We start from the raw sequence: 21147 nt of genomic DNA on the forward strand, positions 1-21147 counted from the left end.
ACCAGCCTTAGCGCTGGCGAGGGTTAGACCCGGCGGGCGGTAGAATCGTAAAGGCCGTTTGTTCGGCCCTCCACTTCAGCTGCGCCTTGACCTCTGGTGCTGCGGGTGTTCCCCATTGAAAGGCATCCCCCGAATTGATTACCGTCCAGGAACTCGAACTGCGCGCCGGCGCCCGCCTGCTCATGGATCAGGTCAGCTTCCGCGTGGACAAGGGGGACAAGATCGGCCTGGTCGGCCGGAACGGTGCGGGCAAGACCACTCTTACCCGCGTCCTGGCCGGCGAGGGACTGCCTGCGGCAGGCAAGGTTGCCCGCAGTGGCGAGATTGGCTACTTGCCCCAGGATCCGCGGACCCCGGACATGGAACAGCTCGCACGCGACCGGATCCTTTCCGCCCGCGGACTCGACGTGGTGGTGGGCAAGCTGAAACAGGCACAAACGGACATGTCCAGCGAAGACGCCACCATCCAGCGCAAGGCCATGAACCGCTACGATCGCCTGGAAGCCGAGTTCCTCGCAGGAGGCGGATATGCCGCCGAGGCAGAAGCCGCGGCTATTTCCTCCAACCTGGCTCTTCCGGAGCGCCTCCTGAACCAGCCGCTCAAGACCCTCTCCGGTGGCCAGCGCCGCCGCGTGGAGCTGGCCCGGATCCTCTACTCCGACGCCGAAACCCTCCTCCTGGACGAACCCACCAACCACCTCGATGCCGACTCCATCACGTGGCTCCGCGACTTCCTCAAGGGTCACCAGGGCGGGCTGATTGTGATCAGCCACGACGTCGAGCTCCTCGAAGCCACAGTGAACAAGGTCTACCACCTGGATGCCAACCGGGCCCAGATTGATTTCTACAACATGGGCTGGAAGCGCTACCTGCAACAGCGCGAAACTGACGAACGCGCCCGCAAGCGCGAGCGAGCCAATGCCGAGAAGAAGGCCCAGGTCCTCATGGACCAGGCCAACAAGATGCGCGCCAAGGCCACCAAGGCCGTTGCAGCGCAGAACATGGCAAAGCGTGCCGAGCGGCTGCTTGGCGGCCTGGAAGCAGTCCGTGAGCATGACCGCGTGGCAGCCCTGCGGTTCCCGGATCCCGCTCCCTGTGGCAAGACTCCGCTCACGGCTGAGGGCTTGAGCAAGTCCTACGGCTCCCTGGAGATCTTCACGGATGTGGACCTCGCAATCGACCGCGGTTCCAAGGTGGTCATCCTAGGCCTCAACGGTGCGGGCAAGACCACTCTCCTGCGCATGCTTGCTGGAGTCGACAAGCCGGACACGGGCGAAATCGTCCCGGGCCATGGACTCAAGGTGGGCTACTACGCCCAGGAGCACGAAACCCTTGACCACGACCGCACCGTCCTGGAGAACATGCGTTCATCCGCCCCGGACATGAAGGACGCTGAGGTCCGTGGGATCCTCGGCTCGTTCCTGTTCTCGGGCGACGACGTCGACAAGCCGGCAGGCGTGCTTTCCGGTGGTGAGAAGACGCGACTCGCCCTCGCCACGATTGTGGCCTCAAGCGCGAACGTGCTGCTTCTGGACGAACCCACCAACAACCTTGACCCCGCCAGCCGCGCGGAGATCCTGGGCGCACTGCGAAACTATTCGGGCGCCGTCGTGCTCGTCAGCCACGATGAAGGCGCTGTGGAGGCGCTGAACCCGGAACGCGTGGTCCTGCTCCCGGACGGCGTCGAGGACCACTGGAACGAAGACTACCTGGACCTCATCACCCTCGCTTAGGATCACCCGCGCTAAGGGGACCGCCTCAGGGCATTTCCCACGGCACGGAAGCAAGGGGCCGGCCGAGTTCGATGTAGCTCTTCAGATTGGACAGGACGGCCGACCAACCCCGGCTCGCAATGGCTAGTTGCTCGTCGTCGGCGATGTTCCTGTGGTGGACGGTAAGCCTGGCAATGCCGTCATGTGACTCAATGGTGAACGTGACCACGTCCGGCTTCCCAACTTCGGGAACCGTCGGATCTTCCCAGGTGTTCACGAGCCGCATGGGCGGCGTTGCCTCCAGGACCGTGCCTACGACGTCCGCGATACCGGAACCATCCGTGCGCTGGTGCTCCCAGCGTGAACCTGCTTTCCAGTCCGACACATTGGCGTGGCCCCAGTATTCAGCGGTCTGGGCGGCATCCGTCAACGCCGTCCAGATCCGGTCCGGGGTTCCTTCGATGTACGTGACGTACGTGTATTCAGCCATGCCAACCAGCCTAGCTGCTGGCGGTAGCGGATCAACCGTCCGGCGGGATCAAGAGCCCAGCGGACCTGCAACTCAGCGGACCTGCAAGGGCTGCGCGGCCGTGATCCGTTGGAGCTCGCTGTAGCTGATGGAAAACATCGAGTTATTGTCGCCCGCGCCTGCCCAAAGGAGCGGATACTGCTGGAGGGATATGTCGAGGATGGTGCGTATGGGCTGTGGGTGGCCGACGGGGGCCACCCCGCCGATGGCCTGGCCCGTGTGCTCCAGGACGAAGTCCGGGCTTGCCCGGCGGATCCTGGCCGTACCCAAGGTTGCCGCCACCAAGGCTGTGTCCACCTTCGCGGCTCCGCTCGCGAGAATCAGCAGGGGAGCGCCGTCGAGCTCGAAGACCAAGCTGTTGGCGATCGCCGCTACATCGCAGCCCAGCAGGGAAGCCGCGGCGGCGGCCGTCGGGACGTCGTCCTCGAAAGTGCGCACCGTGTCCTGGGCACCGGCAGCGGTCAACGCGGACTTCACGTTCAGGACGGGGGCGGGGATCTCCTCAGTAGCCTTGGGCATCCAGGATCGCGTCTTCCTGTTCTTCGGCCGTTGGCCGCTTTGACTTCCGTGGCGCGGGGGCCTTGCGACGAGGCATCGCACTGATTTCTTCTTCCTCGTCTTCGGCATCAATCCGGGCATTGCGCGCCTGTTGCCTTGCCGCATAGCCGAAGCCGACGAACATGAGCACGCCGAAGGCAAACCACTGCAGGGAATAGGAAAGGTGGGTGCCCTCGTCCGTGGCCGGCTTGGGGAACGGCGCGGGCATTGGCTGGACAGCAGGCGATTCCGTGGCCAGCCGCCCATAGGCCCCGGTCAAGATGGGGTAGCCAAGCTCTCCGGCGTAGGAAGGGAGATCGATGGATGCCAGTTGGCCGTCGACGGCGCCGCGGTCCAGCTTCGGTTCCGAGGCCTTCAAGCGCGCGACGACGGTGACCTCGCCGGCCGGCGGGGCAGGGATGCTGTCAGGGTGGCCGGGAGTCTTGTTTCCGATGGGGAGCCACCCGCGGTCAACCACTACAGCCTCGCCGCTCGTCAAGCGGAACGGGACCACCACTTCGTATCCGGGCTGGCCGTTGAGAGGCCGGTTGCGCACAACGCGTTGGCTCGACACGTCATAGCTTCCGCGCAGCTCCACCTGCGTCCATTCCCGCTCCGGGTCCAAGGACTGGAACTCCGCCTTGGCGGCGGAGAACGGAAGGGGGATGGCCGAATAATTACTGACAACACGGTTGATTTCCGCCAACGTTTCGGCTCGGCGATCCATTTGCCAACGACCCAGGAAAACGCAGCCCGCAGCAAAGATCACGGCCAAGACGAAGTAGCCCAGCCACTTGCTGGAAAAAAGAAAGCGGTACATTCAGCGAGCCTCGCCTGGGTCTGTGGTCTTCTCGAAGGGTATCGTCTCTTTCCACAGGCCGCGGGTCTGCAGGTAGTCCTCCAGCCATTCCCGGTGCTCCTGGCAGGCAAGCCACACCTTGCGGCGATCGGGAGTATGGATGCGCGGGTTGTTCCACAAGAGCTGCCACGTGGCCTCTGCGCGGCAGGCCTTGCGCGAGCACACCGCGGCGAGTGAGTCGCGCTGACCGGCTTGCTGCTCTTTCTCGAGGCCAAGGCCGCCCATTGTGAAGATGTTCATGAAGCCGCCTGTTCTTCCCCGCTATGCGGATATTTGAGTTCGCCGCTGCCGACGATGCCTTCCGTTTCCGGGCGGGAATCGTCCTGGTGCGTGGCGTCGTCGTCGATCAGTTCACCTTCCAACACCGTCGCAGTCGCCGCGTACGACTCCGGTTCTGTCTCAGGTGACGCTTCCAGCTCGACCGCCGGCACGTAATCCAATAAAGCATCACTGTGGATTTCGGCCTTGTCGCTGCCGTTGGCGATCACAACAGCGATCCAAGGCAAGAACACGGCCCCGGCAACGGCGATGATCTTGAACCAGCCATCAACCACGAAAATGAGGATGATGCACACCATGCGGATACCCATGGCCACCGCGTACTTGATCATTCGTTCGCGCATATCGTCCGAATGGGCAGAGGCGGCATCGGTAATGCTGTGCACCACGGGGTCACCTGAAACGGCGTCCGGGTCCCCGGGCGCCTGCTGCAGGGGACTACTATCTCTTGTCACGGCTGATTCATCACGCTCCAACGGCTTCCCTCAATTCTCTCACCATGGAACCGGCCGCCCAAACCGCGCCGAGGGCAGCCACCCGCTGCAGAGGGCTCCCGGCGGCTAAGATCGATCCAGGAAATCACCCTTTTTCAAGCGGCACTGTGCTGCCGCGGAACTCTGGAGAACAGCATGTCTGAAGCAGTATCAACCGCTCGCAGTGTCCTCATCACGGGCGGAAACCGCGGCATCGGCCTGGCAATCGCAGAGTCATTCCTGGCCAACGGCGACAAAGTTGCCGTGACCTACCGCAGCGAAACGCCCCTTCCCGAAGGCATCCTCGGCGTCAAAGCCGATGTGACGGACGAGGCTTCCCTTGACGCGGCATTCAAGGAAGTTGAGGCTGCCCACGGTCCCGTTGAGGTCTTGGTGGCCAACGCAGGGATCACCAAGGATACGCTCCTCTTGCGCATGAGCGAGGACGACTTCACCTCTGTCATCGATACCAATCTGACCGGTGCCTTCCGTGTCATCAAGCGGGCGTCCAAAGGCATGATCCGCCTTCGCAAGGGACGCGTCGTGCTGATCTCCTCCGTCTCGGGTCTCTACGGCGCCCCGGGGCAGATCAATTACTCGGCCTCGAAGGCAGGCATGGTGGGGATCGCCCGTTCCCTGACCCGCGAACTTGGCAGTCGAGGCATCACGGCAAACGTAGTGGCCCCGGGCTTCATCAACACCGACATGACCGCCGAGCTTCCTGAAGAAACCCAGAAGGCCTACTTGGCCAGTGTTCCAGCCGGCCGCTTCGCCGAAGCGTCCGAGGTCGCCAACGTGGTCCGTTGGCTTGCAAGCGACGAGGCCGCTTATATTTCCGGAGCAGTTATCCCGGTTGACGGCGGCTTGGGTATGGGCCACTAGGTCCTTCCTTGCGGCGGCAGGGTGTGTTGGCGAAAACGCAAAACACGTCCACTGGTTCTTGTGGGGAACCCACAGACGGAATGAGGAAGCCCGCTGGCATGATTGACTCAGGACTAATAGAACTTGGATGTTTAAACAAAGGAGCACGAATGGGACTGCTGGACAACAAGACGGCAATCGTCACCGGTTCTTCACGCGGCATCGGCGCTGAAGTAGCCAAGATCCTGGCCGGCGAGGGCGCTGCCGTCGTCGTCAACTACCGCCAGAAGGCCCCCCGGGCCAACAAGGTTGTGGGCGAGATCCAAGCAGCCGGTGGCCGCGCTGTCGCCGTGGGCGCGGACCTGACCACCCAGGAAGGCGTCCAGGCACTGGCCAGCGCAGCCATGGAGGAATTCGGTTCGCTGAACGTCCTAGTGCTTAACGCTTCCGGCGGCATGGAATCCGGCATGGAAGAGGACTACGCCCTCAAGCTGAACCGCGACGCCCAGATCAACATGCTCAACGCGGCAGTTCCGCTGATGCCGGAAGGCTCCCGAGTGGTCTTCGTCACCAGCCACCAGGCACATTTCGTCGAGACCGTTCCCACGATGCCCGAGTACGAGCCGGTCGCCCGTAGCAAGCGCGCCGGTGAAGACGCCTTGCGCGAACTGCTCCCGAATCTTGCCGACAAGGGCATCTCCCTCGTTGTGGTTTCCGGCGACATGATCGAGGGCACCGTAACGGCTACCTTGCTGGACCGCTCCAACCCGGGCGCCATTGAGGCCCGCCGCGCCGAGGCCGGCAAGCTGTATTCAGTGGAGGAATTCGCTGCCGAGGTCGCAAAGATGGTCACGGCCGACGTCGAGAGCGGCCACACCGAGTATGTCGGCGGCGCCGACTACTTCGGCAAGAGCGCCTGATAGATTTCAAACACGACGAAGCGGCCGGGACATTGTCCCGGCCGCTTCGTCGTCGCTCGTGAATTCGGATCAGACGCCGGCGATATGCCGGACCGCGTCGAGGTAGGGCATGTTGATGGCGGCGTCGGCAACCGCCCGGACGGCGGGCTTGGCGTTGAACGCGACACCGATGCCCGCCGCGCCCAGCATGTCGAGGTCGTTCGCGCCGTCGCCCACGGCGATGGTGTGCTCCAGGTCGATCCCTTCGGCGGCCGCCCACTCGCGAAGGTACTTCTCTTTGGCTGCGCGGTCGATCACGTCGCCGAGGACCTTGCCCGTCAGGAAGCCGTCAACGATCTCGAGTTCATTTGCGATCCAGTAGTCCAGCCCGAGTTCCTCCGCGATAGGTTGCAGGATCTGGTTAAAGCCGCCGGACACCACCGCCACCACATGGCCCGCGGCTTTGAACGCAGCGACGAGTTCCGCTGCACCCTCGCTCAAGCGCACCTCGGCACGGACGGCGTCGACGACGGCGGCCGGCAGGCCTGCCAGCACTGCCACCCGGGCATGCAGACTCTGTGCGAAGTCCAATTCGCCACGCATCGCGGCCTCAGTGACGGCGGCTACTTCCTCGCGCTTGCCGGCGTGTGCAGCAAGCAGTTCGATGACTTCCTGCTGGATCAGGGTGGAATCGACGTCCATGATCAGCATTTTGCGGGAGGCATCACGCAGGGCGTCGGCCACGATTGCGGTGTCCATGCCGGGAGCCGCGGCATCTGCCACCTGGCGCCGGATGCCGGACAAGTCAGCGGCAGTAGCCCCATCAACGGCCAGGCCAATGGTGTACACCCCAAAGCGCTCGTCACCCGAACGCGACTCAGACGTGAAGGAAGCCCCCGAGCCGGACAGCACCTTGCGCAGGTGTTCAAGCTCCGAAGGGGACAAATTCACGCCATAGCTGACCGCGGTCAAGTTCGAACTCATGGCTGCAATCTTATCCAGCGTGGAAGCACCGCCCGAATTCCTGTTTCATCCGATGCGACGCGCAAACGGTGTGACCGTAGTTTCGGTTATCTATCACCCCCATTTTTGTCCTAGTGTCTACTCCTATGAGTGATGTTCTGGAATTGGCTTCCGTCAGCGTTGTCCGAGGTACCAAGACCCTGCTGGACAAAGTTGACTGGCAGGTCAATGAAGGCGAACGCTGGGTCATCCTCGGTCCCAACGGCGCAGGCAAGACCACCCTGCTCCAGATCGCCGCCGCCCGGATGCATCCCACCAGTGGAAAAGCCGGGATCCTTGACGAGACGCTCGGCCGGGTTGACGTCTTCGACCTCCGTCCGCGCATCGGTCTTTCCTCCGCAGCTTTGGCCACCCAGATCCCGGAACACGAAAAGGTGCTCAACGTAGTGGTCACGGCTGCCTACGGCGTGACCGGCCGCTGGCGTGAAGGATACGAGCGTGACGACGAGCGCCGCGCCTTCGGCCTGCTCAATGAATGGGGCATGGGTCCACTGCTGAACCGGTCCTTCTCCTCGCTCTCCGAAGGTGAGCGCAAGCGTGTGCAGATCGCCCGCGCCCTCATGACCGATCCTGAGCTGCTCCTGCTCGACGAGCCGGCCGCGGGCCTGGACCTTGGCGGCCGCGAGGAACTCGTCCACAAACTCGGTGAACTCGCCCGCGACGAGGACGCTCCCGCCATGGTTCTCGTGACGCACCACCTGGAAGAAGTCCCGCCCGGATTCACGCATGCCATGCTGCTCCGGGATGGCGGCGTGGTGGCCGCGGGACCCATCGAGGAAGTCCTGACCGCAGAGCATCTCAGCAACACCTTCGGCCTGCCCCTGGACGTGACCGAGAACTCCGGCCGCTACACGGCCACCGCCCGCCGGTAGGCACAGGCACCGAGAAACAGTGGAGATCCTTAGCGGCATCCTGATCTTTTTCGCGGGCTTGTGGGCCGGAACCATCAACAGCGTGGTCGGCTCGGGCACACTGGTCACGTTCCCGGTCCTCATCGCCCTGGGCTACGCACCAGTCACGGCGACCATCAGCAACGCCATGGGGCTTGTCGCGGGCAACGTGACAGGGGCCTGGGGCTATCGCCACGAACTCAGGGGCCGGGGCCGGCAGTTGCTCAGGCTCTTGCCGGCGTCGTTGCTTGGCGGCATCACTGGTGCCTGGCTGTTGCTCCACCTCCCGGAGAAGGTCTTCTACTACGCAGCTCCGATCCTGATCGTGCTCGCGCTGCTCATGGTGCTCTTCCAACCCAAACTCCAACGGTGGGTCCAGGACCGGGCCGGCAACCCGGAGCACGCCATCTACGACAAGCGGCACACCGTGATCCTCGTTGTGCTGGTGTTCCTCGCCGGGGTCTATGGTGGCTACTTCGTCGCTGCCCAGGGCATCCTGCTCGTCGGCATTCTGGGTGTCTTCATGACGGGTACCATCCAGAATGCCAACGCCATGAAGAACATCCTGGTGTTGGCCGTAAACGTGGTGGCAGCGTGCTCCTACCTCCTGTTTGCCTTTGGCCGGATCGAATGGCCGGTCGTGGCAGTCATCGCAGTCAGTTCATTGATTGGTGGACTGGTGGGCTCCAAAGTGGGACGGCGCTTGAAGCCCCTCGCGCTGCGCATCGTGATCTTCGCGCTCGGCATCGTGGCACTCGGATTCATGATCGCCAACTTGCTGAAATAGGAAACCCGTGACTTTCCACTACCTCGAAACCGCGGACGACCCGCGCGTTGCCGACTACACACAACTGACGGATGTCCACCTCCGCAAGCTCCGCGAGCCCGCGGAGGGCATGTACATTGCTGAGTCGTCCCGAGTGCTTCGGCGTGCCCTGGCGGCCGGACATAAGCCCCGCTCCTTCTTCCTTGCGGAGAAGTTGCTAGAGGACCTCGACGACGTATTCCAACGATTCCCCGAGGTTCCGGTCTACATCGGCAAGGCCTCCCTGCTTGAAGAAATCACGGGATTCCATTTGCATCGCGGTGCCATGGCAGCGATGCATCGCCCGGCCCCGGTGCCCCTTGAAGAGCTCCTCGCTGGCGCGCACCGCGTGGCTGTCCTCGAAGACGTGGTTGACCACACGAATGTCGGCGCGATCTTCCGTTCCGCGGCAGCGCTCGGAGTGGACGCCGTGCTCGTGTCCCCGCGCTGCGGGGACCCACTATATCGCCGTAGCGTCCGGGTGAGCATGGGCACCGTCTTCCAGGTTCCTTGGGCCCGGCTTGAGTCCTGGCCGGGTGATCTTGAACAGCTCAAGGAGCAGGGCTTCACGGTAGCCGCCATGGAGCTCACAGATGACGCTGTGGACCTCGACGCGCTTGCTGCCAGCAACCCCGGCAAGCTCGCTCTCGTACTAGGTACCGAAGGCGCGGGCATGAGCCCGGAGACGCTCGCCGTCGTCGACCTCGCGGTGAAGATTCCCATGCGGGCTGGCGTCGACTCGCTCAACGTCGCGGCCGCCTCGGCCGTGGCGTTCTGGGAACTGCGGCTGCGAAGCTGACGCGCCCAGCAGGTGACGCCACCCACCGCAGGGTCGGTTCGTCGCAAGGTGCCGTTTCCGCTATGATTGATTGTTGGCCCGGCACTCGGTATCTGTTTTCAAGCGAAAGCGTCCTGAACGGCAGATGGTGTGCGGACCGAATCCATTCATACCTGGCAGCTGGCAAAATCCAGCTGCGTGAGCAAAAGGTCCCATTATGAAGTCTGATATCCACCCGAAGTACGAAGCTGTTGTTTTCAACGACCTGGCTTCCGGCGTCAAGTTCCTGACCAAGTCCACCGTGTCTTCTTCCAAGACCATCGAATGGGAAGACGGCAACACCTACCCGGTCATCGACGTCGAAATCTCCTCGGAGTCCCACCCGTTCTACACGGGCAAGCAGCGCATCATGGACTCTGCAGGCCGCGTCGAGCGCTTCAACGCTCGCTTCAAGGGCTTCGGCGGCAAGAAGTAATCAACTTCACCCCCAAGCTTTGGTGAAAGCCCGCACCCGCCGTATCTTCGGTGGCTGCGGGCTTTTGCGTTTTCCGGCAGGATGGAAGCCATGACTTCCAGCATGGCTTTCGAGCAAGGCGAGCAACAACTCCACGGCGAATACAAGGTCCTTGGCGGAAAGCTCGTGGTCGTTGACCTCGACGTGGTGGACGGACAATTCGCGCACGTCTCGCTCAGCGGAGACTTCTTCCTGGAACCGGACGAGGCCCTGTTGGACATCAACCGGGCCGTCACAGGACTCCCGGAAAGTTCGACGCCGGCCGAGATTTCCGCTGCCGTCTCCGCCGCGCTGCCTGCCGACTCGGTCCTGTTCGGCTTTTCCGCCGATGCCGTCGCTGTTGCTGTCCGGCGGGCGCTTGCCAAGGCCAGCGGCTGGGCGGACCACCAGTGGGAAGTCATCCCACCGGCGGTCCTTCCCACGCACCTCAACGTCGCCTTGGACGAGGTCCTCACCGAGCAGGTGGGAGCGGGGCTCCGCAACCCCACTTTGCGCTTCTGGGACTGGGAGGAGCCGTCAGTGGTGATCGGCAGCTTCCAGTCTTACCGCAACGAGGTAGATCCCGACGGCGTCGCGCGCCACGGCATCACTGTGGTCCGCCGCATCAGCGGCGGGGGAGCCATGTTCATGGAGGCCGGAAATTGCATCACCTATTCGCTCTATGTGCCACAGAGCCTGGTGGATGGCATCAGCTTTGCCGATTCCTACGCGTTCCTGGACGCGTGGGTGATGGCCGCCCTGGAAAAACTGGGCATTACCGCGTTCTACGTCCCGCTCAACGACATCGCCACCGAGCAAGGCAAGATTGGCGGTGCCGCGCAAAAGCGCCTCGCCAATGGCGGCATGCTGCACCACGTCACCATGAGCTACGACATTGACGCCGACAAAATGGTCGAGGTCTTGCGCATCGGCAAGGAGAAACTCTCCGACAAGGGCACCCGGAGTGCCAAGAAGCGCGTGGATCCGTTGCGACGCCAGACCGGCCTGGCAAGGACGGAAATCATCAAGGCCATGCAGGAAGTCTTCGTCGAGCGCTACGGCGCCAAGGAGTCCCGTATCACCGACGCCGAATTGGCAACGGCACGTGAACGGGTGCAGTCAAAGTTTGGTACCGAAGAATGGCTGCACCGGGTTCCTTAATAGCCTGTGTTCCCTAGGACAGACCGGCGGACTGACTGGCACCTACTGGGCCCGGTACGCATTCACTGCCTGTTGCAGGACCGGACCGTAGAGCGGCCATGAATCGGCGGGAGCCGCCACGATGAGGACGCTGCTGCCCCTGCTACCGGCCACGAAGCAGGCAATCTCACGGTAGCGGTTGTTGCCGACGTGGGTCACGTAGCTGTCGTCCACGCAGGAACCCGTGCCTCCACGGAAAGCCATTCCGGTTCGCTCAGCGATTTTGGTGGGTGACGAGGAGTTCTCGTCAGCCAAGTGGTCGAGCCTGAAGGTGTTCCAGTTGTCCAGCGACTCGCTGCCCTGCTGGGGCGTGGCATTGAGGTATATCCGCAGTTCGCCCGTTGAAGACGTGACAGCTGCGGATACGCTGCCGGGATCGCTTTCCGCGGGACTGGCATCGGGTGGGACTGAAAGGACCCCGGTGCCATCCGGAAGTTCCATGGTTTTCCACCCTGCCGGGGCCGGTGCTGCGTTGAACCACGCGAGCGGCGCTTCTGCGGAAAGGACAGTTGGCGGCGGGTTCTGGACAGGGGAGCTGCACGCTGCGATGGCTATGATCCCACTGGCCGCGATCACAGATGTCCTTGCGGACAGCGTTGCCCTGGAGCGAGCCCGGGTCCTACTTATTTCCATCGCCGTCGTCCGGTCCGCCGTTGTCGTCACCGTCGTGGTCGCCGCCGTTGGGGTGCCGCGGGGGTGGCGGAACCATGTGCGGCGGCGCCTGTACGGGCGGCGGAACGATCGCTGGCGGGACTGGAGCTTGTGGGACTACCGCGGGCGGAACGACGGCAGGCGGGGCAGCCGGTGGCGCGATCGGCGTCGCTGTCGGGGAAGTCGACGGCGTGAGGGGAGTCCCGGTGGTGACGTTCGGCGAAGGCGTGCCGCTAGCGGGCGCAGTGCTCGTGGGTGGGGCAACCGGCGCCGGAGCGGCGGGCTGTCCGCCGAAGCAGGCTCCGAGCAATAGGCTCGTGCCCAGCGCTGCGGCGGCAAGCACGGGGCGAGGAATCTTCATGGTAACCGTCCTCAGGGAAAGCCCAAGGCGAGGTGCAGGGCTTGCATCTAAAGACGATGCCGGCGGGTTCCGGGTTCAACGCCGGCCCGGCCGGAGAAGGGTCGGCGTGGCCCGGAGCTCAGCCGGCGGCTTGAGCCGTCAGGGCTCGGAACAAATGGCTCCGCTGCTCTATGACAATGCGCCGAAGGGCCCTCGGGGCTCCCGAGTGCGTCGCAAGCCAATCGTCCGTGCGCAGGAGCACCGGTTGATCCGCCGGGATCATGCCCGGGGCGAGGTCCTGGGCTGAGGGGAAAAGACCACGCACAATCCGGCCCGCGATCTCGATGCTCCTGGACTCCCAGACGTTTTCCAAGCAGTCGAAGTACGGTTCCGTGAACCCGTCCAGCAGTCCCGACGGGGAAACGGAGAAACCTGCGATCGTCGCGCTCAGAATCTCGTTCGAGAGCGTGGTGTTGTTCACTGCGGCATCCCATGCGGCTGCCTTGACTGCGGCATCGGGACGGGCAGCGGCCGCCAGCGCATGGCCTTCGCGGCCGGATGCCGTGTGGTCCCTGGCAAGTTCGGCATCCAATTCCGGCAGCTCGGCCGAGCCATTCGCTGCAAGGGCCTGCCACAGGCTCCACCGCAGATCGGCATCCACCGTCAAGCCGTCCACAATGACGCCTCCGGAGAGGATGCCGCGGAGGAACTCCACGTAGGCGCCATCATGGCGCGACAGCTCGGCCAGTGTCCTGGCCCAGGCAAGTTGTTGGTCCGAACCGGGCTCGCTTGCGCGCAGCCGCCGCGCGCTGGTCTCCAGCAGGCTCCCGCGGACGGCACCGCGTTGCGGAGCCGGGACGTAACGCTCGACGGCGGTCACCGCGTTGCCCAGGACGTTCAGCAGCACGCCGATTCCTGACTCGGCAGGGGCGAAGCGTTCGACGGCGTTGACGTACAGCGCCGCCGGCGTAACGGCGTCTCGCGCTGAATCCCACAGGGCTGTCCAGCACAGTGCCCGGGCCATCGGATCGCTGAGTCGGTCCAAGGCGGAACGCACTGTTGCCTCGGACCCCGCATCCAGGCGGACCTTCGCATAGCTGAGGTCGTCGTCGTTGACGAGGAGAAGGGCCGGGCGAGGCTTGCCCGCCAGTGCCTCCACCGCGGTCTCGGCGCCTTGGGCATCGGTCTCGACGACCTCGGTTCGGAGCAACCTGCCAATGTCATCGAAGTCGTAGAGCCCGATCCGGAGCCTGTGGGGGCGGTGTTCCTGCCTGCCCGTGATGGGGTCCACGGAGTCTTGGCGCAGAGTGACTGACTCCATGACGTGGCTGCCACCTGAGATCTCAGCCATCATGGTGGAGATTCCCGAGGTCTGCAGCCACTGCCGGGCCCAGGTGCCAAGGTCCCGGCCTGATGCTGCGCTCAATGCTTCGAGGAGGTCGGTCAGTGTTGTGTTGCCGTATTCGTGATCCCTGAAGTAGCGTCGCGAGCCGCCAATGAAGGCCTCGAAGCCGACGTAAGCCACCAATTGCTTGAGGACGGATGCACCTTTTGCATAGGTGATGCCGTCGAAGTTCTGCTTGGCGGCCTCCAGGTCGGGAATGTCCGCAACGATGGGGTGGGTGGTGGGCAACTGGTCCTGCACGTATGCCCAGGACTTCCGTTTGTTCGCGAAATTCACCCAGGCGCTGTCCCAGTCCGTGGCCTTGTCCACGCCGAGCGTGCCCATGTAGTCGGCGAAGGATTCCTTGAGCCAGAGATCGTCCCACCAGGTCATGGTCACGAGGTCGCCGAACCACATGTGGGCCATCTCGTGCATGAGGGTGTTGGCACGGGCTTGGTACTGGGCATCGGTGGCGCGCGAGGTGAAGACGTACTTCTCCGTGAAAGTGACCAGGCCGGGATTTTCCATGGCACCGAGGTTGTACTCGGGCACGAACGCTTGATCGTACTTGCCCCACGGATACGGATAGTCGAAGAGATCGTTGAAGAAGTCCAAGCCGTTCTTGGTCAACTGGAAAAGCTCCCCGGCGTCGAAGGACTCTTGCATGGATGCGCGGCAATAAAGCGCCAGTGGGACCTCAAGGCTGGTCCCGTCGTCGAGCGTTTTGCTCCAGTGGTCCGTGGCGCGGAAATAGGGGCCGGCAAGGACGGTGGTGATGTAGGTGGACATCCGCTTGGTGGTGGCGAAGTCCCAGCGGCTCGTGGCCGGATCGCTCGTCAGTTGCGTCCGCGCGAGCTCTGCGCCGTTCGAGGCCACCTGCCAACCGGAAGGAGCCATGACATGGAACGTGAATTCGGCCTTCAGGTCAGGCTGCTCGATATTCGCGAAGACGCGGCGGGCGTCCGCCGGTTCGTATTGCGTGTAGAGGTAGCACTGTCCGTCGGCAGGATCGACGAAGCGGTGCATGCCCTCTCCGGAGCGGCTGTAAAGGGCCGTTCCGGTGACCGTGACTTGGTTTTCAGCTTGGAGATTGTCTAGGCGGATCCTGTCGCGGTCGACCACTCCGGCGACGTCGAGGCCTTTTCCGTTGAGGAAGACGCTGTGCACTCCGCCGTGGATGAAATCCAAGAACGTGGAGGAACCGGGCACGGCGGAAAAGTTGATGACGCTGCGGCTCGTGTATCCCGGCACGTCAGGGTCTGTGGCTTCGCGGACGTCGAGGGAGACATCGTAGCTGTGTGTGCTGATCAGGGCTGAACGGGTGGCGGCCTCAGCGCGCGCCAGATTGTGGTTCGACACTCAGCTATCTAATCATGCGCCAGACGGCGCCCAGGCCCAGCAACGCGATGAGGAACCACGAGCCGAGGGCAACCAGCGCAGCGCGCCCCCCGGTGAGCAACAGCGTACGGACGCGGACCGCTGAACCTAGACCGAACAGGGCCGAGGCGAGCAGGATGTCCTGGATTCCTCCCGCTGCTTCCAGGACGCCCGGAGTGAGCCATCCCAGCGAGCGGGCGGCCACCATGGCGATGAATCCGAGGACGAACAGGGAAACGATCGGAGGGAACTTGCCGCTGTCGTCATTCGCCTCGTTGCCGTTCCGTGACTTCCGCCGCATCGACCACCGTTGCGTGAGGCCGGCCCCCGCAACAATGGGAGCCAGCAGGATCACCCGAGTCAGTTTGACGACGACGGCGATGGCCAGCGCCGCCGGACCGGCGGTCTGTGCCGTGGCGACTACTTGACCGACGTCGTGGACGGAAGCGCCGGTCCAGGCACCGAATTGTTCGGGACTCAGGCCCAAGGGGTGCATGAGCAGGGGCAGGACGCCGATGGCGAGCGTGCCGCACAGGGTCACCAAGGCAACGGGCAAGACGGTGTCCTGGTGCTTGATGCGGCGCACCGCGGCCATGGCTCCGATCGCCGAGGCGCCGCAGATGGAGAATCCGGTTGCTATCAACAGGGCACCTTCGCGCGGAAGCTTTACCAGTCGGGCCAGTCCGTACGTGCCGGCGAAACTGAGCAGCACGACGGCGGCAATCAGGGCGAGCGCGAACCAGCCAAGGTCGAGCACATCGACAACGCTGACTTTCAAGCCCAGCAGCACAATACCTGCCCGCATGTGGTGCTTGCCGGCGAAGTCCAGGCCCGGGCGGGCGCGTCCGGCAGCCCATGCCGCCGTGCCCGGTATATTTGCAGCTAACAAACCCAGCGCTACAGCGGCTGTCATGGCAGGGATGGGGGGAAGCAGGGCATGGACAATGAAGGCGAGTCCAGTGGCTGCCACTGCCATGACGATCCCGGCTCCCAATCGGGAGACGGGGGCCGGAAGACGCTTGGGGTGCATTCGTCAACCTTGATGCATGCAAGCGCTGAAACGCGAACCGGGATTAAAGCTGGTGTCGCAACATGCAGAACGCGAAATGCGTTCGTAATCGAAAAGGTGATTGTCTGAGTCCCATGTCAGAGCTATTCCGGGATTACTCCGAGGCCGCCGCCCGTTCCGGCGCCTACGACGAAATGTTCGCCCCAGGCACAGTTGCGCGAAAATCCTACGGCCAGGTGGACGGTGCACTCCGCGAGCTTTCGCTTGCCGATGTGAGTGCGCGTGCCGAGTCGATGGCGCGGACCTTCTTGGACCGGGGCGTGACCTTCGATTATGCGGGGGAGGAGCGTCCCTTCCCGTTGGATATCGTGCCGAGGGTGATTCCGGCTGACGAGTGGGATGTTCTTGAGCGTGGGGTCAAGCAGCGCGTGCGCGCGTTGGAAGCATTCCTCGATGATGTGTACGGGCGGATGGCGGTGGTCGCAGACGGTGTAGTGCCGCGGGCGTTGGTAACCACGAGCGCGCATTTCCACCGTGCGGTGCATGGTTTCGAGCCGGCCGGCGGAGTGCGGGTGCACGTGTCCGGGATCGACGTGGTCCGTGATGCGGCGGGAACGTTCCGGGTGCTGGAGGACAACGTGCGGGTGCCGTCGGGGGTGTCCTATGTGCTGGAGAACCGGCGGGCGATGGCGAAGGGTTTGCCCGAGGCGTTCGGGCAGCAGCCCATCCGGCCGGTGGAGGAATACCCGCGCCGTCTGCTCTCGGCGTTGCGGAAGACGGCGCCGTCGGGGGTGGATGATCCTACGGTGGTGGTATTGACGCCCGGGGTGTTCAACAGCGCCTACTTCGAGCACACGCTGCTGGCCGGGCTGATGGGTGTGGAGCTGGTGGAGGGCAGGGACCTGATCTGCCGCGGCAACCGGGTCTACATGCGCACCACGGCCGGTGAACAGCGCGTCGATGTGATTTACAAGCGGATTGACGATGAGTTCCTCGACCCGTTGCAGTTCCGTTCCGATTCCATGCTGGGGTGTCCGGGGCTGGTGAACGCCGCCCGGGCGGGCGGGGTGACCATCGCGAACGCGGTGGGCAACGGGGTGGCCGACGACAAGCTGGTCTATTCCTACGTGCCGGACCTGATCCGGTACTACCTGCATGAGGAGCCGGTGATCGCCAATGTGGAGACGTTCCGGCTGGAGGAGAAGGAAGCCCGTGAGCAGGTCCTGGACCGGCTCGAGGAATTGGTGGTCAAGCCGGTGGACGGCTCCGGGGGCAAGGGCCTGGTGATCGGTCCGGATGCTTCCCGGGAGGAGCTTGATGCCCTGAGGAAGCGGGTGTTGGCGGATCCGCGCGGCTGGATCGCGCAGCCGGTCCTGCAGCTCTCCACCGTGCCGACGCTCTCGGGAGACCGGTTCGGGCCCCGGCACGTCGATCTGCGTCCGTTCGCGGTCAACGACGGCGACGACGTTTGGGTGCTGCCCGGCGGCCTGACCCGGGTGGCGTTGAAGGAAGGTTCCCTGATCGTGAACTCTTCCCAGGGCGGCGGGTCGAAGGACACCTGGGTCCTCTCGGACTCCCCGCAACTGCCCGCCGTCGAGCTGCCCCGCTCCTCCATCACGGTCCGTGAGCAGGTCTCGGTATGGCCCGTTGAAAGCAACTGGCGGGATCGCCAGTCGGACCAGCAGCAATGACCGGCCTCGCCATGGTGCACGGACCGGATGACATTCATCGCCACAACGCAGGACCCAAAGGAGGCACAGCCCCATGCTGAGCCGTATTGCTGAATCCCTTTTCTGGATCGGCCGCTATGTGGAGCGCGCCGACGGAACGGCCAGAATCCTGGACGTCCATCTCGAACGCTTGAACCACCTTCCGCTCGAAGAGCAACGCAGCGTGGCAAGGGAACTCCTGGCCGTCATGGGAGCCCGTCCCCAGAGCGAGGACTTCGGCTTGCCCGAACTGCTCCACGCCCTCGCCTACGACAAGACGAGTGCCACCTCCATTGCAGGTTCGCTGGGGGCTGCGCGCGAGAACGCGCGCCGGGCTCGGGAGACCGTGTCCTCTTCGTTGTGGGAGAGCCTCAACACCACGTACTACGGGCTGAACCAGCACCGCAAAGACGTCGTGGGTACGTACCGTTTCTGCAACTGGGTATTGGAACGCACCGCCATGGTCAGGGGCCTCGCGGACACGACTGTGAGCCACGACGAAAGCTGGCTTTTCCTGGTGCTCGGCCGCTCGCTCGAACGTGCCGACATGACCGCGCGGATGCTGTCCACCAGGGATGTCCTCTCCGCGGGAATGTCCTGGGTGAACATGCTGCGCTGCGCTGGTGCCTACGAGTCGTTCCTGCGGACCCGTCGTGCTGCTTTTGGAGACCAGCACGCTGCCGAGTTCCTCCTGCTGGACCGTTTGTTCCCACGCTCCATCGTTTTCGCCCTGCGCGACGCCGACGAGTGCCTGGCCAAGCTTGATCCCTCCGCCCAGCGGGTGGGCTTCATCAATGACGCCCGTCGGATCGTCGGCCAGGCCCGCACGTTCCTTGAGTTCCACCGCACGGACGATCTCATGTCCGAGTTGCCCGAGCACATGGACCGCGTTCAGAAGGCAGTAACGCAGGCCTCCGACGCGATTTCCCGTAAGTACTTCAATCAGGCGGATGAACTGGCCTGGGTGGGAGAAGTTTCATGACCCGGCTGAGCATTGTCCACAAGACGGCCTACAAATACAACCGCCGCGTGACTCTGTCGTACAACGAGGCACGCATGACGCCGTTGACCGATCCGCAACAGGTGGTCCTTGAATCCTCACTGAAGATCACGCCGTCGCAGGCCGCCGTGAGCACCTACCGTGATTATTGGGGCACCCGCGTGACCGCGTTCGATATGCAGATGCCGCACGAGCGCCTCGAGGTGTTGGCCACTACCACCGTTGAAGTCCACCGGGTGGAACGCGTGGCCCTCGACGAAGAGATCGTTGGTTGGGATGTGATGGGCTCGGACGAGATCCGGGACCAGTTCAGCGACTGGTTGCCACAGTCGCAGCTCAGTGGACCCGGCGAGGAAGTCCTCGGCCTGATTCCCACCGTCGTCGCCGGCAAGAACCCGCACCAGACAGCCATGGCGATTTTCGAATGGATGCGCGGCGAAATGAGCTATGTGAAAGGCACCACCGGCGTCACCACCAACGCCGAGGAAGCCTGGAATCAGCGTCAAGGAGTCTGCCAGGACCTGGCCCACTTGGCCATCGGCTCGCTTCGCAGCTGCGGCATTCCAGCCCGGTACGTATCCGGTTACATCCATCCGCGGCCCACGGCCGAGATCGGGGAAACGGTGGCTGGCCAATCCCACGCGTGGCTGGAATGGTGGGACGGCGAATGGCGCAGTTGGGATCCGACCAACCACAAGCCTGCCGGCGACTATCATGTCACGGTGGCACGCGGAAGGGACTACCGGGATGTTCCTCCCTTGAAGGGCATCTTGTCCGGTGGCGGCGGCTCCGGCCTGACCGTGACCGTTGAGATCACGCGACTGACGTAAGCGGGCCCGCGGCCCTCCACCTGGGTTACCAGGGGGAGGGCCTGTAGTCCTTCAGGAAGACGCCGTACTGGTCTTCGCCGTTTTCGCCCATGACGATGGGGTCGTAGACTCGCGCCGCTCCATCCACGAGATCGAGCGGTGCGTGGAAGCCTTCCTCCATGAGCCGGACTTTGGTGTAATGCGGACGTTCGTCCGTGATCCAACCGGTGTCGACGGCGGACATCAGGATCCCGTCAAGGTCCAGCATCTCTTGCGCGCTGGTCCGCGTCATCATGTTCAACGCAGCCTTCGCCATGTTGGTATGCGGGTGCCCTGGGCCCTTGTAGGCGCGGGAGAACTGCCCCTCCATCGCGGAGACGTTCACGATGTACTTTCGTCGTGCCGTGGAGCGCTTCATGGCCCCGCGGAGCCGGCTGACCAGCAGGAATGGCGCCGTGACGTTGCAAAGCTGAACCTCGAGCATCTCCAGGGGATCGACTTCGTCCACCACTTGGGTCCAGCTGTTGATCGTCGCAAGGTCGGGGACCAATCCGCCGGCGTCGATTGCGGTGCCCGTAGCGATTCGCTCCAACGACGCGGAGCCCGTGGACAGGGCGAGCGAGGTAATGGCATCTCCTGCCAGTACCGGACGCTCGGTGACGCTATGGGTGATGGCCAAGGGATGTTTGTCGTGGGCGTGTCCAAACGTGACCAGCTCCGGACCGCCATTGGCCGCCTGCAGGGCTTCCGGCAGTGGCTCGTCCTCGGCATCCACCAAGGGTTTGTACGCGTTCCCGGAACGGCGGACCGTCTGGGCGGCGTTGTTGATGATGATGTCGAGGGGACCGGCTTCATTGAGTGAGTCGGTGAGGGCCATGACCTGCGAAGGGTCGCGGAGATCGATGCCCACAATCCTGAGCCGGTGCAACCAGTCCGCGCTGTCCTCCATGGCTGCAAAGCGGCGTGCGGCGTCCTTGGGAAAACGGGTGGTGATGGTGGTGTGTGCGCCGTCGCGGAGCAAGCGGAGGGCGATGTACATGCCGATCTTGGCGCGGCCGCCCGTGAGCAGGGCACGGCGTCCACTCAAGTCAGTGCGGGCGTCCCGCTTGCTGTGGCTGAAGGCCGCACATTCCGGACACAGCTGGTGGTAGAACGCGTCTACCTGCGTGTAATGCTGTTTACAGATGTAACAGGGCCTCGAGCGGATGAGATGGCCTGCGATTTCGCCCGTGGCAGAGGTGGCTAGCTTGTTGCCGCGGGTCTCGTCGTCGATCCTGTCCGGGGCCGCAGTGGCAGTCAATGCGAGGACCGCGCGGTCGGCTTCCGCGATCTCGTCCCGTTTGGTGACCCGGCGGTGGCGCTTGACGGCCTTGAACATCTTCCCCGTGGCGCGCCGGACGGCGACGTAGTCAGGGTGCTCCTCGTCATAAACGTGGATTGTATTCAGGACCTTGAGGGCGGCCTGGATCTCATCAGGCGTCAAATCGGCGGGGCTCATTGGCTCAATTTTACAGGGTCCGGCACAGCAAA

General features: G+C 63.7%; 22 protein-coding genes. 11 read left to right on the plus strand and 11 right to left on the minus strand.

Annotation, left to right across the window (positions count from 1 at the left end; all coding sequences use genetic code 11):
• The first annotated feature begins 134 nt into the window (after positions 1-134).
• Positions 135-1733, plus strand: a complete 1599-nt coding sequence (locus OW521_RS21585) for an ABC-F family ATP-binding cassette domain-containing protein (RefSeq protein WP_268021522.1) — start codon at positions 135-137, stop codon at positions 1731-1733.
• A 25-nt stretch (positions 1734-1758) separates the two neighbouring features.
• Here the strand turns inward: OW521_RS21585 and OW521_RS21590 are convergent, their stop codons facing one another.
• From OW521_RS21590 to OW521_RS21610, 5 genes are all read right to left on the minus strand, one after another.
• Positions 1759-2202, minus strand: a complete 444-nt coding sequence (locus OW521_RS21590) for an SRPBCC domain-containing protein (RefSeq protein WP_268021523.1) — start codon at positions 2200-2202, stop codon at positions 1759-1761.
• Positions 2203-2274: 72 nt separating this feature from the next.
• Positions 2275-2760 (minus strand): YbaK/EbsC family protein, encoded by a 486-nt coding sequence (locus OW521_RS21595; protein WP_268021524.1) that lies wholly within the window; start codon positions 2758-2760, stop codon positions 2275-2277.
• Entirely contained in the window at positions 2744-3598 is an 855-nt protein-coding gene (locus tag OW521_RS21600; protein WP_268021525.1) for an SURF1 family cytochrome oxidase biogenesis protein, read from the minus strand. Before OW521_RS21600 ends, OW521_RS21595 begins: the two co-directional genes overlap by 17 nt.
• Complete coding sequence (locus tag OW521_RS21605; protein ID WP_268021526.1) at positions 3599-3877, minus strand: hypothetical protein; 279 nt, start codon at positions 3875-3877, stop codon at positions 3599-3601.
• The gene (locus tag OW521_RS21610; protein WP_268021527.1) at positions 3874-4392 is read right to left on the minus strand and encodes a DUF3099 domain-containing protein; all 519 of its coding nucleotides are present in this window, start codon (positions 4390-4392) and stop codon (positions 3874-3876) included. The genes OW521_RS21605 and OW521_RS21610 overlap by 4 nt, the downstream gene beginning before the upstream one ends.
• Positions 4393-4545: 153 nt before the next feature.
• Between OW521_RS21610 and OW521_RS21615 the strand changes: the two genes are divergently transcribed.
• Positions 4546-5271: a beta-ketoacyl-ACP reductase gene (locus OW521_RS21615; RefSeq protein WP_268021528.1), complete on the plus strand. Its 726-nt coding sequence runs from the start codon at positions 4546-4548 to the stop codon at positions 5269-5271.
• 149 nt (positions 5272-5420) lie between these two features.
• Positions 5421-6170 (plus strand): SDR family oxidoreductase, encoded by a 750-nt coding sequence (locus OW521_RS21620; RefSeq protein WP_268021529.1) that lies wholly within the window; start codon positions 5421-5423, stop codon positions 6168-6170.
• Between the two features lie 69 nt (positions 6171-6239).
• On the opposite strand, the gene serB is transcribed toward OW521_RS21620, so the two are convergent.
• Positions 6240-7133: a phosphoserine phosphatase SerB gene (serB, locus tag OW521_RS21625; RefSeq protein ID WP_268021530.1), complete on the minus strand. Its 894-nt coding sequence runs from the start codon at positions 7131-7133 to the stop codon at positions 6240-6242.
• Between the two features lie 125 nt (positions 7134-7258).
• Between serB and OW521_RS21630 the strand changes: the two genes are divergently transcribed.
• The 5 genes from OW521_RS21630 (at position 7259) to OW521_RS21650 (ending at position 11299) form a co-directional block, all read left to right on the plus strand.
• Complete coding sequence (locus tag OW521_RS21630) at positions 7259-8044, plus strand: ABC transporter ATP-binding protein (RefSeq protein ID WP_265977520.1); 786 nt, start codon at positions 7259-7261, stop codon at positions 8042-8044.
• Positions 8045-8063: 19 nt separating this feature from the next.
• Positions 8064-8849, plus strand: coding sequence for a sulfite exporter TauE/SafE family protein (locus OW521_RS21635; protein WP_268021531.1), 786 nt, complete (start codon positions 8064-8066; stop codon positions 8847-8849).
• Between the two features lie 7 nt (positions 8850-8856).
• Positions 8857-9666 carry a TrmH family RNA methyltransferase gene (locus tag OW521_RS21640; RefSeq protein ID WP_268021532.1) on the plus strand — a complete coding sequence of 270 codons (810 nt, stop codon included), beginning with the start codon at positions 8857-8859 and terminating at the stop codon, positions 9664-9666.
• Between the two features lie 196 nt (positions 9667-9862).
• Positions 9863-10120: a type B 50S ribosomal protein L31 gene (locus OW521_RS21645; protein ID WP_009358283.1), complete on the plus strand. Its 258-nt coding sequence runs from the start codon at positions 9863-9865 to the stop codon at positions 10118-10120.
• Between the two features lie 81 nt (positions 10121-10201).
• Entirely contained in the window at positions 10202-11299 is a 1098-nt protein-coding gene (locus tag OW521_RS21650) for a lipoate--protein ligase family protein (protein WP_442781186.1), read from the plus strand.
• Between the two features lie 42 nt (positions 11300-11341).
• Here OW521_RS21650 and OW521_RS21655 read toward each other — a convergent pair whose 3' ends face one another.
• From OW521_RS21655 to OW521_RS21670, 4 genes are all read right to left on the minus strand, one after another.
• Positions 11342-11914 (minus strand): hypothetical protein, encoded by a 573-nt coding sequence (locus tag OW521_RS21655; RefSeq protein ID WP_268021534.1) that lies wholly within the window; start codon positions 11912-11914, stop codon positions 11342-11344.
• Positions 11915-11957: 43 nt separating this feature from the next.
• Positions 11958-12350, minus strand: a complete 393-nt coding sequence (locus OW521_RS21660) for a hypothetical protein (RefSeq protein ID WP_268021535.1) — start codon at positions 12348-12350, stop codon at positions 11958-11960.
• Positions 12351-12468: 118 nt separating this feature from the next.
• Complete coding sequence (gene pepN, locus OW521_RS21665) at positions 12469-15072, minus strand: aminopeptidase N (RefSeq protein WP_268021536.1); 2604 nt, start codon at positions 15070-15072, stop codon at positions 12469-12471.
• 4 nt (positions 15073-15076) lie between these two features.
• Positions 15077-16120 (minus strand): YeiH family protein, encoded by a 1044-nt coding sequence (locus OW521_RS21670; protein WP_268021537.1) that lies wholly within the window; start codon positions 16118-16120, stop codon positions 15077-15079.
• A 113-nt stretch (positions 16121-16233) separates the two neighbouring features.
• Here OW521_RS21670 and OW521_RS21675 point away from each other — a divergent pair, with 113 nt between their 5' ends.
• From OW521_RS21675 to OW521_RS21685, 3 genes are all read left to right on the plus strand, one after another.
• Complete coding sequence (locus OW521_RS21675) at positions 16234-17790, plus strand: circularly permuted type 2 ATP-grasp protein (RefSeq protein WP_265977424.1); 1557 nt, start codon at positions 16234-16236, stop codon at positions 17788-17790.
• 73 nt (positions 17791-17863) lie between these two features.
• Complete coding sequence (locus tag OW521_RS21680) at positions 17864-18790, plus strand: alpha-E domain-containing protein (RefSeq protein WP_265977423.1); 927 nt, start codon at positions 17864-17866, stop codon at positions 18788-18790.
• Positions 18787-19638, plus strand: coding sequence for a transglutaminase family protein (locus OW521_RS21685; RefSeq protein ID WP_268021538.1), 852 nt, complete (start codon positions 18787-18789; stop codon positions 19636-19638). The genes OW521_RS21680 and OW521_RS21685 overlap by 4 nt, the downstream gene beginning before the upstream one ends.
• Positions 19639-19663: 25 nt before the next feature.
• Here OW521_RS21685 and OW521_RS21690 read toward each other — a convergent pair whose 3' ends face one another.
• On the minus strand, positions 19664-21115 hold the full coding sequence (locus tag OW521_RS21690; RefSeq protein WP_268021539.1) for an SDR family oxidoreductase: 1452 nt from the start codon (positions 21113-21115) through the stop codon (positions 19664-19666).
• Positions 21116-21147: the final 32 nt, after the last annotated feature.

The organism is Arthrobacter sp. MMS18-M83, assembly GCF_026683955.1.
Lineage (GTDB): Bacteria > Actinomycetota > Actinomycetes > Actinomycetales > Micrococcaceae > Arthrobacter.

What these genes read in the sequence shown, in the direction of transcription:
- OW521_RS21680 (WP_265977423.1), top strand. Translation starts at nt 17,864, where the DNA reads ATGCTGAGCCGTATTGCTGAATCCCTTTTCTGGATCGGCCGCTATGTG.
- OW521_RS21660 (WP_268021535.1), bottom strand. Translation starts at nt 12,350, where the DNA reads ATGAAGATTCCTCGCCCCGTGCTTGCCGCCGCAGCGCTGGGCACGAGC.
- OW521_RS21620 (WP_268021529.1), top strand. Translation starts at nt 5,421, where the DNA reads ATGGGACTGCTGGACAACAAGACGGCAATCGTCACCGGTTCTTCACGC.
- OW521_RS21615 (WP_268021528.1), top strand. Translation starts at nt 4,546, where the DNA reads ATGTCTGAAGCAGTATCAACCGCTCGCAGTGTCCTCATCACGGGCGGA.
- OW521_RS21690 (WP_268021539.1), bottom strand. Translation starts at nt 21,115, where the DNA reads ATGAGCCCCGCCGATTTGACGCCTGATGAGATCCAGGCCGCCCTCAAG.
- OW521_RS21685 (WP_268021538.1), top strand. Translation starts at nt 18,787, where the DNA reads ATGACCCGGCTGAGCATTGTCCACAAGACGGCCTACAAATACAACCGC.
- OW521_RS21670 (WP_268021537.1), bottom strand. Translation starts at nt 16,120, where the DNA reads ATGCACCCCAAGCGTCTTCCGGCCCCCGTCTCCCGATTGGGAGCCGGG.
- OW521_RS21675 (WP_265977424.1), top strand. Translation starts at nt 16,234, where the DNA reads ATGTCAGAGCTATTCCGGGATTACTCCGAGGCCGCCGCCCGTTCCGGC.
- serB (WP_268021530.1), bottom strand. Translation starts at nt 7,133, where the DNA reads ATGAGTTCGAACTTGACCGCGGTCAGCTATGGCGTGAATTTGTCCCCT.
- OW521_RS21600 (WP_268021525.1), bottom strand. Translation starts at nt 3,598, where the DNA reads ATGTACCGCTTTCTTTTTTCCAGCAAGTGGCTGGGCTACTTCGTCTTG.
- OW521_RS21590 (WP_268021523.1), bottom strand. Translation starts at nt 2,202, where the DNA reads ATGGCTGAATACACGTACGTCACGTACATCGAAGGAACCCCGGACCGG.
- OW521_RS21595 (WP_268021524.1), bottom strand. Translation starts at nt 2,760, where the DNA reads ATGCCCAAGGCTACTGAGGAGATCCCCGCCCCCGTCCTGAACGTGAAG.
- OW521_RS21650 (WP_442781186.1), top strand. Translation starts at nt 10,202, where the DNA reads ATGGAAGCCATGACTTCCAGCATGGCTTTCGAGCAAGGCGAGCAACAA.
- OW521_RS21630 (WP_265977520.1), top strand. Translation starts at nt 7,259, where the DNA reads ATGAGTGATGTTCTGGAATTGGCTTCCGTCAGCGTTGTCCGAGGTACC.
- OW521_RS21605 (WP_268021526.1), bottom strand. Translation starts at nt 3,877, where the DNA reads ATGAACATCTTCACAATGGGCGGCCTTGGCCTCGAGAAAGAGCAGCAA.
- OW521_RS21645 (WP_009358283.1), top strand. Translation starts at nt 9,863, where the DNA reads ATGAAGTCTGATATCCACCCGAAGTACGAAGCTGTTGTTTTCAACGAC.